The organism is Deltaproteobacteria bacterium GWC2_55_46, from assembly GCA_001595385.3.
Lineage (GTDB): Bacteria > Desulfobacterota > GWC2-55-46 > GWC2-55-46 > GWC2-55-46 > UBA5799.
Window position 1 is genome coordinate 1,784,570 of sequence record LVEI03000001.1, and the last position, 15,311, is coordinate 1,799,880.

Annotated in this window: 19 protein-coding genes; 13 read left to right on the forward strand and 6 right to left on the reverse strand. The window is 55.4% G+C overall.

What is annotated here, in order from left to right; translation table 11 throughout:
• Window positions 1-348: 348 nt before the first annotated feature.
• The 12 genes from A2V21_308370 (at window position 349) to A2V21_308425 (ending at window position 10,628) form a co-directional block, all read left to right on the forward strand.
• Window positions 349-2,058 (forward strand): single-stranded-DNA-specific exonuclease RecJ, encoded by a 1,710-nt coding sequence (locus tag A2V21_308370; protein ID OIJ75119.1) that lies wholly within the window; start codon window positions 349-351, stop codon window positions 2,056-2,058.
• A 111-nt stretch (window positions 2,059-2,169) separates the two neighbouring features.
• Window positions 2,170-2,748 (forward strand): hypothetical protein, encoded by a 579-nt coding sequence (locus tag A2V21_308375; protein ID OIJ74272.1) that lies wholly within the window; start codon window positions 2,170-2,172, stop codon window positions 2,746-2,748.
• A 75-nt stretch (window positions 2,749-2,823) separates the two neighbouring features.
• Window positions 2,824-3,369 (forward strand): arginine decarboxylase, pyruvoyl-dependent, encoded by a 546-nt coding sequence (locus A2V21_308380; protein OIJ74273.1) that lies wholly within the window; start codon window positions 2,824-2,826, stop codon window positions 3,367-3,369.
• A gap of 41 nt (window positions 3,370-3,410) precedes the next feature.
• Entirely contained in the window at window positions 3,411-4,424 is a 1,014-nt protein-coding gene (locus A2V21_308385; protein ID OIJ74274.1) for a D-alanine--D-alanine ligase, read from the forward strand.
• Window positions 4,421-5,464, forward strand: coding sequence for a hypothetical protein (locus tag A2V21_308390; GenBank protein OIJ74275.1), 1,044 nt, complete (start codon window positions 4,421-4,423; stop codon window positions 5,462-5,464). Before A2V21_308385 ends, A2V21_308390 begins: the two co-directional genes overlap by 4 nt.
• Window positions 5,465-5,592: 128 nt before the next feature.
• The gene (locus tag A2V21_308395) at window positions 5,593-5,961 is read left to right on the forward strand and encodes a hypothetical protein (protein ID OIJ75120.1); all 369 of its coding nucleotides are present in this window, start codon (window positions 5,593-5,595) and stop codon (window positions 5,959-5,961) included.
• Window positions 5,962-5,977: 16 nt separating this feature from the next.
• On the forward strand, window positions 5,978-6,595 hold the full coding sequence (locus tag A2V21_308400; protein ID OIJ74276.1) for a hypothetical protein: 618 nt from the start codon (window positions 5,978-5,980) through the stop codon (window positions 6,593-6,595).
• Between the two features lie 82 nt (window positions 6,596-6,677).
• Window positions 6,678-7,073 (forward strand): ribosomal-protein-alanine N-acetyltransferase, encoded by a 396-nt coding sequence (locus A2V21_308405; GenBank protein OIJ75121.1) that lies wholly within the window; start codon window positions 6,678-6,680, stop codon window positions 7,071-7,073.
• Between the two features lie 48 nt (window positions 7,074-7,121).
• Window positions 7,122-7,907, forward strand: a complete 786-nt coding sequence (locus A2V21_308410; GenBank protein OIJ74277.1) for a hypothetical protein — start codon at window positions 7,122-7,124, stop codon at window positions 7,905-7,907.
• A gap of 56 nt (window positions 7,908-7,963) precedes the next feature.
• Window positions 7,964-8,824 carry a dihydroorotate dehydrogenase B catalytic subunit gene (locus A2V21_308415; GenBank protein ID OIJ75122.1) on the forward strand — a complete coding sequence of 287 codons (861 nt, stop codon included), beginning with the start codon at window positions 7,964-7,966 and terminating at the stop codon, window positions 8,822-8,824.
• Between the two features lie 202 nt (window positions 8,825-9,026).
• Window positions 9,027-9,329: a hypothetical protein gene (locus tag A2V21_308420; protein ID OIJ74278.1), complete on the forward strand. Its 303-nt coding sequence runs from the start codon at window positions 9,027-9,029 to the stop codon at window positions 9,327-9,329.
• A 177-nt stretch (window positions 9,330-9,506) separates the two neighbouring features.
• Entirely contained in the window at window positions 9,507-10,628 is a 1,122-nt protein-coding gene (locus A2V21_308425; protein OIJ74279.1) for a hypothetical protein, read from the forward strand.
• A 164-nt stretch (window positions 10,629-10,792) separates the two neighbouring features.
• Here the strand turns inward: A2V21_308425 and A2V21_308430 are convergent, their stop codons facing one another.
• The 6 genes from A2V21_308430 to A2V21_308455 all read right to left on the reverse strand — a co-directional run bounded on the left by A2V21_308430 (window position 10,793) and on the right by A2V21_308455 (window position 13,635).
• A complete protein-coding gene (locus A2V21_308430) occupies window positions 10,793-11,797 on the reverse strand; it encodes a hypothetical protein (protein OIJ75123.1) in 1,005 nt (334 codons plus the stop codon).
• A 232-nt stretch (window positions 11,798-12,029) separates the two neighbouring features.
• Window positions 12,030-12,221: a hypothetical protein gene (locus A2V21_308435; GenBank protein ID OIJ74280.1), complete on the reverse strand. Its 192-nt coding sequence runs from the start codon at window positions 12,219-12,221 to the stop codon at window positions 12,030-12,032.
• Complete coding sequence (locus A2V21_308440; GenBank protein OIJ74281.1) at window positions 12,221-12,430, reverse strand: hypothetical protein; 210 nt, start codon at window positions 12,428-12,430, stop codon at window positions 12,221-12,223. Before A2V21_308440 ends, A2V21_308435 begins: the two co-directional genes overlap by 1 nt.
• Before the next feature lie 4 nt (window positions 12,431-12,434).
• On the reverse strand, window positions 12,435-12,848 hold the full coding sequence (locus A2V21_308445) for a hypothetical protein (GenBank protein OIJ74282.1): 414 nt from the start codon (window positions 12,846-12,848) through the stop codon (window positions 12,435-12,437).
• Between the two features lie 169 nt (window positions 12,849-13,017).
• Window positions 13,018-13,203 carry a 4Fe-4S ferredoxin gene (locus tag A2V21_308450; protein ID OIJ74283.1) on the reverse strand — a complete coding sequence of 62 codons (186 nt, stop codon included), beginning with the start codon at window positions 13,201-13,203 and terminating at the stop codon, window positions 13,018-13,020.
• A 204-nt stretch (window positions 13,204-13,407) separates the two neighbouring features.
• Window positions 13,408-13,635, reverse strand: coding sequence for a hypothetical protein (locus A2V21_308455; protein ID OIJ74284.1), 228 nt, complete (start codon window positions 13,633-13,635; stop codon window positions 13,408-13,410).
• A gap of 230 nt (window positions 13,636-13,865) precedes the next feature.
• On the opposite strand from A2V21_308455, the gene A2V21_308460 reads away from it, so the two are divergent.
• Entirely contained in the window at window positions 13,866-15,275 is a 1,410-nt protein-coding gene (locus tag A2V21_308460; protein OIJ74285.1) for a hypothetical protein, read from the forward strand.
• Window positions 15,276-15,311: the final 36 nt, after the last annotated feature.

Here is a 15,311-nt window from a genome sequence, read left to right on the forward strand (position 1 = left end):
GGCTGGCAGCGCGTTAATCAGGAAAGAAGGCCCCGTCGGAAAGACCCGCCGGGGCCTTTCTCTTTCAGGATATACATCATCTCTGCTGTCCGCTATTGTTTATGAAAAGCTCCACTTTTTATACTTTTTCCGACTTGTGTAATGTCTTTGATCCAGGCCATTCTGTCTTGACCTTTTCCCCCGTTGAAAGTAAAATGAACGCTGCCAATCCCTTCGCTTTTTAAGCTCCCCTCTAGCCAGCTGGGGCTTCGACATGCGGGAAAAAACATATTACACATCGCTCGCTTGACCCCGTAATCTACTGCGGGAATGCTCGCGGGCATGTTCAAGAGGGCCGTAGATCATCTGATGCTCAAAAAACGCTGGAAAGTAAGCCCGGCCGATATGGGGTTGCGGGAGGGCTTAAGCAGGCAGCTCAACATATTGCCGGTTACGGCTCAGCTTCTGGTAAACAGGGGCCTTGTCGAGGTCGACAAGGCCTTTTCCTTTCTTAAGCCGGACTTATCCTCTCTGCACGACCCCATGCTCATGAAGGGCATGGAGGCGGCTGTCGCGCGCGTTGTCAAGGCCATGGCCGGGGGGGAGAAGATAGCCGTCTACGGCGACTATGATGTTGACGGGACTACGTCAGCGGCCCTTCTGTACCTGTTTTTCAAGGAATCCGGCGTCGATGTGCAGACGTATATACCGGCGAGGCTCACCGAGGGGTACGGCCTCAACGCCGAGGCCTTGAAAAAGATCGCGGCCTCCGGCTGTACGCTCGTCATAACGGTAGACTGCGGCTCGTCAAATGTCGCGGAGGTGGCGTTCGCCAATTCGTTAGGCATGGACGTTATCATAACCGACCACCATGAGATGAAGGAGGCGCCCCCGGCCCACGCGGTGCTGAACCCGAAGCAGGAGGGCTGCGCGTTCCCCTTCAAGGGGCTCGCGGGTGTGGGTGTTGCCTTTAACCTTGTCGTGGCGCTACGGACCCGCTTGAGAGAGGCGGGCTGGTTCAAGGAGGGTGTTCCGAACCTCAAAAGGTACCTTGACCTGGTGGCGGTTGGCACCGTGGCAGACCTCGTGCCCCTGATGGACGAGAACCGCGTATTCGTGCACTACGGCTTAAAGGAGCTTGAGAGGGCGGAAAGACCCGGGCTAAAGGCCCTTATTGAGGTCGCCGGGATAAAGGGCAGGCTCGATTCCACCGGCATAGCCTTTCAGATCGCGCCGCGCATAAACGCGGCGGGAAGGGTCGCGAGCGCCGGTACGGCCCTAAGGCTCCTTACGACCAGCGACCCGCAAGAGGCGGCCTCACTCGCGGCCGAGCTCGACCGTGAGAACACCTCGCGCCAGAGGATAGAGGCCGAAACGCTAAGTGAGGCCCTTTCAATGCTTGAGGGGCACACAGGCAACGGCATAGTCCTTTTTTCGGAGGGCTGGCACCCCGGTGTCGTGGGCATAGTCGCCTCCCGCCTCGTGGACAGGTTCTCGAAGCCCGCTGTGCTCATCGCGATGGATAACGGGGTTGGAAAGGGCTCGGCCCGCGGCATAAGGTCTTTCGACATCTTGAAGGGGCTTGAGTCATGTTCGGCCTTTCTTGAGAGGTTCGGGGGGCACAAGGCCGCCGCCGGCCTTACGGTTACAAGCGAAAAGGTGGAGGCGTTCAGGGACGAGTTCGTCAGATACGCGGACAGGACCCTCAGAGACGAGGACCTCGTGCCAGAGGTCACCCTCGACGCCGTAGTCTCCCTCGACGAGGTCGACCGGAGGCTCATATCCGAGATAGAAAGCCTCGCCCCGTTCGGCCAATCGAACCGCGAGCCGGTCCTTTGCCTCTCTGACGCGCACATAGTCGCCACCGAGGTCGTCGGCTCAAGGCACTTGAGGTTCACGGTCAAGCATAACGGGCGCTCCGGGCGGGGTATTGGCTTCGGGCTTGCGGGGCTCCATCCGGTGCAGGGCAAGGGCTACGGCATAGCCTTTTCCCCCTATATCGACGAGTGGCAGGGCGCGTCAAGCCTGAGGCTCAGGATAAAGGACGTCATGCACGGGTTTGTAAAAACCTTGACATGAAAGCCAAAACAAAATATATTTTTACGTTGCTTGTTTTTAGGAGTTATCTTCTTGATGTCTCACGGAAAATCTCATAAAATGATTTTGAAAAAAGGGCTTGCCGTTCTTGCCATGGCCTTCTTCTTTGAGGCCTTCCTGTCGCCAGCTTTTTCGAATGGAAGGTTTTTCTCTGACTGGCTGCCGGAGAAGAGCCAGTCGGCGAAGGCCGCCAGGCATTATGTGCTGGACGTGCTCCGCGAGAACAGGACCGGGCTCGGCTCCCTTGAGGAGCTTAAGCTCGCCGAGGTCATCCTCATGGAGAGCGTTGCCCACAAGATAGACCCTTTGTTCGTGCTCGCCCTCATAGAGAACGAGTCGACCTTCTATAACTGGACAAGGTCGTTCCGCGGCGCGGTGGGGCTCATGCAGATACTCCCCACCACGGGCGAGGAGCTGGCTGGCGAGCTTAACGTCGCCTGGAAGGGCGAGGAGACGCTTCTGGACCCGTATACAAATGTCAGGATGGGGGTCCACTACCTCTCAAGGCTTAAAAGCAGGTACAAGGACCTTGATACTACCCTTTCAGCCTATAACTTCGGCCCCGGCAGGATGGATACCATGATGAAGGAAGGCAATGAGCCGGAGGCCGAGTACGCCCACAGGGTGCTTGAGAGTTACAGGAAGTTCAAGGAAAAGGCCGAGTTCTATTGAAGGCCGCCGGGCAAGAGTCCTACGCCGGTCAACTCCGGCTTGGCAATATATAACATGTAATCCGGGGGTATAAAAATGTTCGTACCAAAAAGGGTCTTTTTTACAAAGGGCGTAGGCATACACAAGGAAGAGCTCACCTCTTTCGAGCTCGCGTTGAGGGATGCGGGCATAGAGAAGTTCAACCTTGTGCAGGTCTCCAGCATATTCCCGCCCGCCGCCAAGATCGTGCCCAAGACGGTCGGGCTTAAAAAGCTCTCCCCCGGACAGATAGTATTCTGCGTCATGAGCAGGCTTGCGAGCAACGAGCCCAGGAGGCTTCTGGCCGCCTCAGTGGGATGCGCCATCCCGACCGACAGGAAACTCTACGGGTACTTGAGCGAGCACCATTCCTACGGCCAGTCCGATAACATCGCCGGAGACTACGCGGAGGACCTCGCGGCCGCCATGCTGGCCTCGACCCTCGGCATCGAGCTCGATGAGAACCTCGGCTGGGACGAGAAGAAAGAGATATACAGGATAAGCGACAAGATAGTAAAGACGACTAATATAACCCAGTCCGCCATAGTCAAAAGCGACGGCAAGTTCACCACGGTCGTAGCCGCGGCAGTCCTCGTCCCCTGAGCCGCGAAGCTCACCCGAGGCCTAAAGCCTTAAACGGTGCTATGAGAGTCGCCCTTACCTACAATCTGAAAAAGGACCTCGTGGAGGCCAAAAGCCTCCCCTCGGACTTCTACGCGGAGTGCGACGAGCCTGAGACCATTCAGGCCGTCCGTGACGCCCTCGCGGAGCGTCATGAAGAGGTCGCCATGGTAGAAGCCGACGAGGATGCCTTCGAGAAGCTCCGGCGCCTTAAGCCCGATATCGTCTTCAACATGGCCGAAGGGCTCTGGGGAGAGAGCAGGGAGGCGCAGATACCGGCCGTCCTCGAGATGCTCCGCATCCCGTACACCGGCTCAAACCCGCTGACATTGGGGCTTTGCCTCAACAAGGCCCGCGCGAAAGAGGTCCTTGCCTATTACGGGATACCCACGGCAAGGTTCGTCGTAGCCGCCGCGCCCTCTCTTGAAATAGAGAAGTTCCTGACCTTCCCGATGATAGTGAAGCCGCTATTCGAAGGTTCGAGCAAGGGCATAAAGAACGATTCCATCGTACATACCCCCTCTGAATTAAAGAAGAAGGTCGCCTCGGTGCTCGAAGAGTACTCCCAGCCCGCCCTTGTGGAGGAGTACCTGAGCGGGCGCGAGTTTACCGTCGCGCTCATGGGTAACGGTGAGGGGCTCAAGGTCCTCCCGATAGTCGAGATAAACTACTCTGCCCTCCCGGCGGGCGTAAACCATATATATTCGTACGAGGCCAAATGGGTGCTCGACACACCGGATGCCCCGCTCGACATATTCACGTGCCCGGCGCAGATACCTGACAGGCTCAAGAGCGCCATCGAGGCGGTTTCAAGGGACGCCTTCAAGTCGCTTGACGTCAAGGACTGGTGCAGGATAGACGTAAGGCTCGATTCATCTGGCGTGCCGCACGTCATAGAGCTCAATCCCCTGCCCGGCATCCTCATGGACCCGAAGTGCAATTCATGCTTTCCCAAGGCCGCGAGGGCAGCCGGGATGTCGTTCAGCTCCCTCGTAAACGGCGTGCTTGATGCCGCGCGCGGAAGGTTCGGCCTGTGAGGCCGTCGAAGGTGAAGATAATCTTCAACGACGACGGACATGACACATACGCCATGGGCGGCAAGGCGATAGACCTCGAAGACATCAACTCTACCGTAGCCGACGTAGATGGCGCCTTAAGATCAAAAGGATATCCCGTATCGAGTGTGCCGCTTAAGGGCAGTGAAGATCTCGATAGGTTCACGGCAGAGATAAAAGACACAGAGGCGGTCATCTTTAACCTCTGCGAAGGGGCCTTCTCCAAGAGCTCATTCGAGATGAACGTGGCGGCCCTCCTTGAGCTCTACGGCGCGCGCTTTACGGGCAACGGCCCGCTTACGCTGGGGCTCTCTCTCAATAAGGGCCTTACAAAGGATATACTCTCCAGAAGGGGCGTGCCTACGCCGGCTTACGCCGTCATGAATGAGCCGCCGGAGGAGATTGCCGGCCTTGAGTTCCCGCTTATCGTCAAGCCGCTTTGCGAGGACGCAAGCGTCGGGATAGATTCGAAAGCGGTCGTTGGGAACCTTGCGGAGTTGCGTGAGAGGGTCGGGCATGTCGTCTCGAAGTTCTGCCAGCCGGCCATCGTGGAAGAATATATCGACGGCAGGGAGTTCAATATCGCGGTAATGGGCAATGGAAGAGGCGCGCGGGCGCTGCCGCCTTCGGAGATACTCTTCGTCGATTTCCCTGAGGGCAGGCCGAAGATATGCTGCTACGAGGCCAAATGGGTGGAGGAGAGCCCCTTTTATATGAAGACGGTCCCGAGCTGTCCCGCGCAGATACCCGACAGTCTCAAGGCCGAGCTTCAGTCGATAGCGCTGCTGGCCTACAGGACCATGGGCTGCAGGGATTACGCCAGGGTGGACATGAGGCTCGGCATGGACAATAAGGTCAGGGTGATCGAGGTAAACCCCAACCCGGACATATCGTCAGATGCCGGGTTCGCGAGGGCAGCCAAAGCCGCCGGGCTTGAGTACGCCGACCTTATAGCCGCGATAGTCGAAGCGGCGGTCGAGAGGAATGAACCGCAGGAGGCCAGGGCCTGCTTAGCGAGATGAGAGAGAGCGCCAGCCAGAGCGGGTTAACGATGAGAAAGACGGTTCCCGCGGACAGGGCGGCGCTTGTTTCGTGCGTCGAGGGCGCCGGGAACCTCACGTCAGATGAGAGGGACTGCGCGGTAGAGCTCATCGACATATATCTGAAAGACCCGCTTCAGACCGATTACTTCTTCATCACGGCGGCCGCTTCCGACGGATGCCCTGCCGGTTACGCGTGCTATGGGAAGAGGCCGCTCACGGACGCTGTCTATGACCTGTACTGGATACTCGTCGGCCAGGAGCGCAGGCGAGAGGGTGTCGCGACCATGCTCCTTGAACACGTCGAGGGGCTTTTAAGGGACGAGGGCGCGAGGATGCTTGTGGCCGAGACATCCGGCTTGCCGGCCTATGACGCGGCAAGAAGGCTGTATCTTAAGAGCGGCTTCCGCGAAGAGGCCAGGATAAGGGAATTCTACAAGCCGGGAGACGATATAATTTTTTTCACCAAGCGGTTATAAAACCAACGGAGTGACTGTGGAGCTTGAGAGCATAAAAAAGATATACGCCGGTTACTCGAACATATACGACGCCCTTTTCAAGAGGTTCTTTTATCCGAGGATAAAGCACGCCATAACCTACATGGACATCAAGCCCGGGGAGAGGGTCCTTGACGTCGGCGTGGGCACGGGCCTTTCCCTTCAGGAGTTCCCCGGTAACTGCACCGTGGTCGGCATAGACCTCTCTACGGCCATGCTCAGGAAGGCGAAGGACAAGATAGGCAAGCACGGCCTCGGCCACATACATGTGCTCAGCATGGACGCCATGAGCATAGGCTTCAGGGACGACACCTTCGACAAGGTCTTCATATCCCATGTCGTAAGCGTCGTGCCAGACCCGTACAGGCTCATGTCCGAGGTGAGGCGCGTGTGCAAGAAGGGCGGCCAGGTCGTCATCGTCAACCACTTCAAGTCGAGCAACAAGGTCGTTGAGATAGTCGAGAAGCTCATAAACCCGGTGTGCAAGAAGATAGGGTGGAGGTCGGACCTGTGCCTAAACGAGTTCATAAACCGTTCCGGCCTCAACGTCCGGCAGAAGTACATGCTCAAGAAGCTGGACTTTTGGCACATACTCTTCGCCACAAACGAGAAGTAAGCCGCGGAGCCATTTGCCCAGGGACAATATCCTATCCGGCCATCTTATCGAGCCCCTGACCGCCGAAGACCTCGAGGAGGTCATGAGGATCGAGAGGGTCTCTTTCCCCAAGCCCTGGACCAGGGCAATGTTCGAAGGCGAGCTGAAAAACCCGGTCTCCTCGGCGTACACCCTGAAGGTGCGCCCCGACGATGATGAGCTGGCGGCCTACATAGTCTTCTGGATAGTCCACGGCGAGGCCCATATCCTCAATATCGCCGTTGACCCGAGGTGGAGGGGCAGGGGGGTGGCTTCCCGCTTACTTGGCTTCGTCCTCCAGATAATGAAGCGCAGGATGGTCTACGAGGTCTTCCTCGAGGTCAGGGTTTCTAACGAGTACGCGAAGAGCCTCTATAAGAAGTTCGGCTTCAGGGAGGCCTTCATAAGAAGGAACTACTATGGGGACGAGGATGCGATAGTGATGGTCCTCGATCTTTAGCAGGCGACGAAGAATCTCTCTTATTTTGGAACTGAGGCAGGGAAGATTTTGGAACTAAAGGCAAAGATACTCTATAACGACCGCCTTGCTGAAGGGTACTTCAGGCTTGGCCTCTCCTGCGGGATGGCCGAAGTGAGGGCAGGGCATTTTGTCATGCTCAAGGTCTCTAACGGATTGGACCCGCTCCTGAGAAGGCCGCTCGGCATATACAGGCCGCTTGGCGCGAAAGGCAAGGGCGCAGGTGTAGAGCTTCTTTACAGGGTCGTTGGCAGGGGCACGGGGATACTGTCGCTCAAGAGGCCTGGTGAGACGCTCGGCGTGCTTGGCCCGCTCGGCAACGGTTTTGCCGACCCGCCTGAAGACCGTAAGATAGTGATGCTTGCCGGCGGCATGGGCATAGTGCCGCTTTATATGCTGGCGAAAAAAGCCAGGGGCGCTACGCTTCTTTTCGGGGCGCGCACGAAAAAAGAGACTTTCCTACTGAAGGACTTCCGCGCCATGGGGCTCAAGATAAAGACCGCCACTGAGGACGGCAGCGCCGGTACAAAGGGCTTTGTTACGGAGCTGCTTGCCTCTGGGATTACCCCTGAGACAACTGTATACGCCTGCGGCCCTGTCGGCATGCTCAAGGCAGCGGCCATGATAACCAATAAGGCCGGGGCGAAATGCCTGGTCTCGCTCGAGCGGTCGATGGCCTGCGGCATAGGCGTATGCCTGGGCTGCGCCGTGAGGACCAGGGCGCGCCACGAGGAGAAGGAGAACAGGTTCTACAAGATGGTCTGCTCTGACGGCCCTGTATTCGATAGCGAGGAGATAGATTGGGACGTGCTCTGAAAAGAGAAAACCCGCTTGAGGTAAGGATAGCGGGGCTCAGCTTCAAAAACCCGGTCATGACAGCTTCCGGAACCTTCGGCTATGGGAGCGAGTTCGCGCCGTATATGGATTTGAATAAGCTCGGCGCGATCGTCGTGAAGGGCCTCTCTCTTTATCCCAGGCAGGGCAATCCCGGGCCGAGGATAGTCGAAACGCCCAGCGGCATGCTCAACGCCATAGGCCTTCAGAACGTGGGCGTTGACGACTTTATCGAGCGGAAGCTCCCGCTACTTAAGGGAGTAGACACGCACGTCATCGCCAATATCTTCGGAGAGACCGTCGAGGACTATGTCGAGGTAGCGCGGAGGCTCGACGCCGCGAAAGGTGTAGCGGCCCTTGAGATAAACATCTCATGCCCGAATGTAAAAAAAGGCGGCATCGTCTTCGGCACAGACCCGAACGAGGCGTTCAAGGTGGTCTCTGCCGTGAGGAAGGCAACCCGTCTTCCGGTCATCACAAAGCTATCGCCCAACGTAACCGACATAAAGGTGATGGTAAAGGCGGCTGAGGACGGCGGCTCTGACGCGATTTCTCTCATCAACACCATAACCGGCATGGCCATAGACGTAGAGCGGAGAAGGCCTGTCCTCGCCACGGCCACAGGCGGCCTCTCAGGCCCGGCCATAAGGCCGATAGCCGTGCGAATGGTATGGCAGGCGGCGCAGGTGGCGAAGGTGCCCATAATAGGCATGGGCGGCATCGTAACGGCCAAAGACGCGCTTGAGTTCATAATAGCCGGCGCAACCGCCGTGCAGGTGGGCACCGCGAACTTCATAGAACCGGACGCCTCTGTCAAGGTGGTTGACGGGATAGAAGAATATCTCGTCAGGAAAAATATGAAGCTGGAAGAGCTCATAGGTTCGCTCAGGAGCGGGTGAAGCTGGTCTTGCCGTTATTGGTAAGGACTTTTTCCGCACTGCCGTGAGGCATCGAGGCTAAGGCTCACTTCTTTCTACCTCTCTCACTCCGTGAACTCGCCCCTTAGGTCGCTTCGCTCCATCTTCCCATCATTCCTCTTTTGGGTTGAAATCTCCATTCATACGGGTTAAGTTTGAATCAAAATCGAAAGTGGGAGGATGTATGAAAAACCCTGTCGAAAAGATCTTGAAGGAATCGAGCGTCGTCTCGGAGCTCTACCACAAGCTGTCGAAGCTCAGGGGCAAGCTCGACAAGGAGATGAACGCCATCGGGAAGAAGTTCTCCAACGAGATAACGAAGATAGAGAAAAAGGCCAAGAAGAAGCTCAAGGCCGTCGAGCATGCCCAGCTATGGGAAAAGGGCGGCTTTGAGAAGCTCGCCGTGAAGGTCCACAAGAAGACCGAGGCCCTGATGAAAACGGCCCAGAAGGACTGCAAGCTGGTGATAGCGAAGCTGAGGAAGTAAGGGATGATGAAAGCCGGGGCGCGAAAGCGCCCCGGCTTTTTAGTAGGGGGCTCCGCCCAACAAAAGCAAGGCGCCAAATCAAAAAATGGTGGCGCAGCCACCCTACCCTACTGCGACATGTAAGGAAAAAAACCTATTACATTGCGCTTGCGACCATGTTCAAGCAGTGAGAGTCCTGTGTCCTTAAACTATTCAGGCCCAAAGTTTCTTAATGGCATTGCCTTATTGCGGGCTATTGCAGTTCTGTTTGTCATGTACGCCCATCTTGTAGGCCAAAATCAATATGTCATCTTATGGCCCAAGCAGCTCTTAACCGAATACTTCTTTGAGCCTTTAAATATTGTTCAGCATGGTGGCGCTCTTGGCGTGGCGATCTTCTTTTTGGTGAGCGGCTACATTATCCCCTATGTAGCACAGCATGAAACCTTCAAAGAGTTTGCCCTGAAGAGATTTTTCAGGATATATCCGCCATTCCTTTTTTCGATTCTATTCATAGCCGCCGCCTTTATATTGTTGGCATTTTTAAAGGTCAAAACCTATGGCTTTATGTCGTCTGAGCATTTTATTCCCAAAAACATCATTCTGAGTGCATCCTTGACTAATTATTTCTTTCAGATCAAGAATATAAACAGTGTCGCATGGACGCTCGCGATCGAGATCTTATTCTATGTCTGGATCTCTCTAATATTGGGTGTCCTTTTCAAAAGACCTCCTTTTGCTATTCTTGTAACTTTCACCTCGTCTGTACTGTTGCTAGGAAGCAAAGTGCTTTTTAATTTTCAAGGAGAATTGGTCAATTGTTTTATGTTCATCTGTTTTATGTTTCTGGGTACCTTAATATACCTAAGGCAGGCAGGGCTGATATCAAGACTCCATCTGGTTTTTTGGACGGCCCTTTTCTGGATATTATTTTTATATCATGTCGACCTGCACGTTGTGCCACCTGCGCCTCAATATGAGACGCCGGGGTATGCCGCTTCCTATGGCCTTGCTTATTTGATTTTTGTATTAGCCGTATTCTTTGAGCCCAGGATCAGGCTTGGTCCAATATTTAAGTTCATCTCTGACAGAAGCTATTCGATCTATTTATTCCATGGCACAATCGGCGTTTTCTTAATCGGATCGCTATATGCTATTATTGGTATCCATCTCACATTGATACTTGCCTTTTCTGCTATCTTTCTGTGCTGCCATTTAGCCTATAAATTTGTTGAAAAGCCCTCTCAGGTTTTGGCGAGAAAACTATTAGGTAGGACAGATAGCAATAGCTTATCTAGGAGTGTAGTAAAAGATGTGTAAATAGTATCGTAGGCTGGGTTGAGCGTAGTGAAGTAATCACACCTTAACCTTGAGATTGCTTCGTCGCCGAAAGCGTTCCTCGCAACCCCTCTCCCTCAACGGGAGGGGCAATAAAAAACCGGGTCGGCTTTCGCCTTCCCGGTTTTTGTTTTTATCCGTAAATCTTACGCCAGATCCAGCACGCTCACCTTTGCCGCCACCTGCTGTGATATCTCGACAAAGGCCTTTGAGTGGACGGAGGCCGGGTCAGCGTGGACTATCGGCATGCCTGTGTCCCCGCCCTCCCTTATCGCCATGTCGAGGGGGATCTTGCCGAGGAGCGGCACATTGTACCGTTCGCTCGTCTTCTCTCCTCCGCCGTGGCTGAATATCTCGGACGTCCCATTGCAATGCGGGCAGACGAAGAAGCTCATGTTCTCAACTATCCCCAGTACAGGCACCTTGACCTCCTTGAACATCTTTATCGCCCGCCTCGCGTCTATTAGGGCAACGTCCTGCGGCGTGGTGACGATGACCGCGCCGGTAAGGGGTATGGTCTGGACAAGGGTAAGCTGGACGTCTCCTGTGCCGGGCGGGAGGTCGATGACCAGATAGTCGAGATCGCCCCACTCAACCCCCACGAGGAACTGCTTAACGAGCTGCATGACAAGCGGCCCCCTCCAGATAAGCGGGGTCTCCTCGTCGAGCATGAAGCCTACGGAGATGAGCTTAACGCCATACTTCTCAAGCGGCACAAGCCGCTCTTCAGGCGTTGCCTGAAGCGGTTCATGGATGCCGAACATAAGCGGCAGGCTCGGCCCGTAGAGGTCTGTATCAAGAAGGCCGACCTTCGCGCCCGATTGCGCCAATGAGACGGCCAGGTTCACGGCTACGGTAGATTTGCCGACGCCGCCCTTGCCGCTCGCTACGGCTATAGTGTTCTTGACGCCGGGTATCTGCTCCTTATCGGGCAGTTGCTTTGATTTCGGCACCTGCGCCCCTGTGGTAAGGGATACATCGGTTACACCGGGTATCGCCTTCACCGCGTTCACGCAGTTGGCCTCAAGCTCTTTCTTTAATGGGCAGGCCATCGTGGTGAGGACCAGGTTGAAGCTCACCCTGGTCCCCTCGACCTTCACGTCCTTTATCATGTTGAGGGTGACGAGGTCCTTGCCAAGCTCTGGGTCCATTACGGCGCTCAATGCCTTGAGCACCTGGGATTCGGTTATATTTGACAATTAATTACCTCCGGTCCTTGGTCCGTTTTCGGGTTGATTCCGCGCTGCTTGCGGCTTTTATCGGCTCTTTGTCCTCTATGGGGCAGGATATCGGCGCTTCTTATCCGCCCATTGGAATCCCATCCCCCCATTCAAGGGAAAGGGTGGGAAGTAAGATCAGCAAAACAATCGCGAGGCGGTCTTCTTACCTGGAAGCCGCCTCGTTAAGCGCCGTCATGAGCTCTTCAAGGGGCGCTCCGTCCCTTCTCGCTGCCGCCTCTATCGAGACAGCCCCGCCGCAGCATGAGTCTATGCGGAACTGCGTGAATATCCCGATAGTCTTGGGGAAGAGCTTTATGCAGTCGTTTACGACCATGTACTTGTTTACCTTGCTCATCATCTCACCTTCTTCTTGCCGGCTATCTCGTTCAGGTCCCTTAGAAGGGCGTCCATGTCAACGCTGTGCATCTGTGAGCCGAAGTCTATATCCTCATAGTCGGCGCCGGGGCAGTCATCGCACCCCTTGAAGTACCTCCTGAACACCTCTATCGTATCAGGGTACTCCTCCATCACCTTGCCGATTATCATTTCCTTTGTGATGGGCATATAACTATTTCGGAGGCGCCGGTGGCGGCGGGGCTGCCTTTACGGTCATGAGCATATTGGTGGCGAAGAAGACGATGGAGATCGCCTCGACGACCGAGAAGATGGCCAGAGTCGCCATCTCGCCGGAATCGTTGCGTATCACCCAGCCTGCCGCCATGCCGATGAGGCCGATATTCGCGAGCCAAAGCTGCGCCTTTGCGAGCGGGTCGCTGTAGAGAGGGCGTCCGCTGAACCTGGGCAGTATATGGTATGCCACGCCGTAGATCATCATGGACATCCATCCGAGGAGGTTGAAGTGGGTGTGTATCGGCATCCACGGGTATACCGGGCCGGCTATACTCATGTGAAGCCCAAGGAGTATAGCGGCAAGGAAGTAGATGATCGCAAAGCGTATGAACCAGACTGTTATACTGCTCATTCAGTATCCTCCTAATGGACTGAGCGTGCTAACCTCGCTCGCCTTCGTCGCGCCTCGGTCTGCTTTGTTCTGACGCTCGGTCGTGCAATTCTAACAGGCTGCTGAAAAACTTTTTGAGCAGCCTGAACAAAACCTGTGTTTTTCAGCAACCTGCCTAAGGTACTATATATCAGCCTGCCGCCTTGACAGGGGCGGGCTGGCAGACGTCCACTGGACAGACTTCGGCGCATGCGCCGCACTCTGTGCAGAGCTTGGGGTCTATGGTGTAGGGGTTGCCTTCGGAGATCGCCCCTTCAGGGCACTCTGGCAGGCATACGCCGCACGCGACACAATCCTCGAGTATGTGATAGGACATAAAGACCTCGTTATTTTTCTGTAAGTGCCGGATTTGTCATGTGTTTATATATTCCGGCTGAGAGTTGCACCCATGGCGTCCGGCTGGACTGAAGCACAGCCGCTGAAGCTTAAGCAGGATGCTAATAAAGCCTGTCAAGGCATCGACCTGGCCGGGTCTGCCCCGGCCAGGTCTCACATTGCCAAAAAGCTTCGGGAAGACCTCTCAGATAGAGAGGACCTGCTTTACTTCCGGGACCTTTTCCTTTATAGCCCTCTCAACGCCCATGACGAGTGTTATCTGCGCGCTGGGGCAGCCTGAGCACGCGCCCTGGAGCTGTACCCTTACGACCCCCTGGGCCTCGTCTATATCAACGAGCTCGACATCTCCGCCGTCAGCCTGCAGCGCCGGCCTGATACCGTTAAGAGCCTCTTCGACCCTGTCTCTAAGCATTTTGTATATCCTCCATGGAAATGGTTGTTGAAAACACTCTATTATACCTCAAAATATAAAGCTCTTTCAAGCCGGAATAAATGATTTCCGTCATGTCATGCGCCCTTGCCATGTTGTAAAAAGTATACACAGGCTGTGGGTGAAGGGCATCCGGCCTGGACGTATCTTGCAATAACTGAGGTATTCTGGTATTTTAGAGTTATTCTGGTATTTTTAAAGGAAAGCGTCTTATGAAAAAAACATATGATCTCGTGACAGAGGCTCAAGGCTCTCCGGCCTCCGGTTTGGCCTTTGGCTGGCTTGCCCTGGCGGTATTTTCCCTCGTCTTTGCCGGGGTATTCGCCCTCCTTGTGGCACTGGCGAGGACGCCTGTACTTGAGGATATGCTCCCGCTCGGGCGGGACTATATCTATGTGGCCCTCGTCGGGCACGTAGTCCTTGCGGTTGTCATATGGTTCCTCGCCTTCAAGGGCTTTCTCTGGGTCTTCTCGTCGGCATGCGTGGCTGGCAGGTCTGTCTTTTCAATGGCCCTCGGTTGGGCTTCGCTCGCTCTTTCTGCCATCGGTATGTCCCTGGTCGTAGTCTCAGCCGTCCTGGGGCTTGGGGCGGCCGAGCTTGCCAACTATGTGCCCGTCCTCCTGACCCCTGTCTTCTATGCGGGGCTCATATGCTTCGCTTCGGGTATATTACTCAATATCGTAAATACGTTCCTCTCAGTCCTCTTCGGTGGCAAGGGGAAGCTCCCGGTACTCACCTTCGGCATGCTCATCGCCGGGGCAGCGGTAGCCGTGGCCTTCTTTGACTTCGCCCTCTCAGGCTGGTTCCAGTACTCGACAGGCAAGATGTACCTTGACTTTGAAAGACTATTCTGGGGCGGAGGGCATATACTCCAGTTCGCCAACACCATCGCGATGGCTACCGTCTGGCTCTACCTCGTAAAACGGGTGCTCGGCAGGAACGCCATTGGTGATACCGCCGCAAAGGCCATATATGTCATCTTCCTTATCTTCATCCTGCCTTCTCCTGTGCTTTTCTTCTTGTACGATACCTCCTCGCAGGCCTATAAGGACAGCTTCACATGGCTCATGCAGTGGGGCATCGGCCCCTCTGTAGGCATATTCATGATAGCTGTCTACTGGACTTTGTTGGCCACAATGCGCAGGCCGTGGAAGGACCCGGCCTTCTCCTCTTTGGTCCTCTCGATCTCTGTCTTTTCACTCGGCGGGCTCATAGGCATCGGCATAGACGGAGTCAACACCATCATACCGGCCCATTACCACTGCGTCATAGGCGCGGTCACGATAGCGTTCATGGGCCTTTTCTACGAGATCCTGCCGGACTTCAACAGGGCCTTGTGGAGCAGAAGGCTCGCCGCGGTCCAGCCGTACCTCTATACCCTCGGCATAGTCCTCTTTGCGGTCGGGCTCTTCCTCGCGGGCTCTCATGGCGTTGCGAGAAAGACCTACGGGAGCGAGCAGAACCTCAATACGCTCGGAAAGCTCATAGGCATGTCGATAATGGGCTTGGGCGGGCTGGTGGCCATCGCCGGCGGGATCGCCTTTGTAGTAAACGCCATTATGTCGCTCTTCGGTAAAAAGGCCGCTCAGGAGGCCCCTGTCGGGCTTGCCGGGCGCGCGTAACGGCCCGTCTTATTTGTGTTTTCTGAAATAAAAATG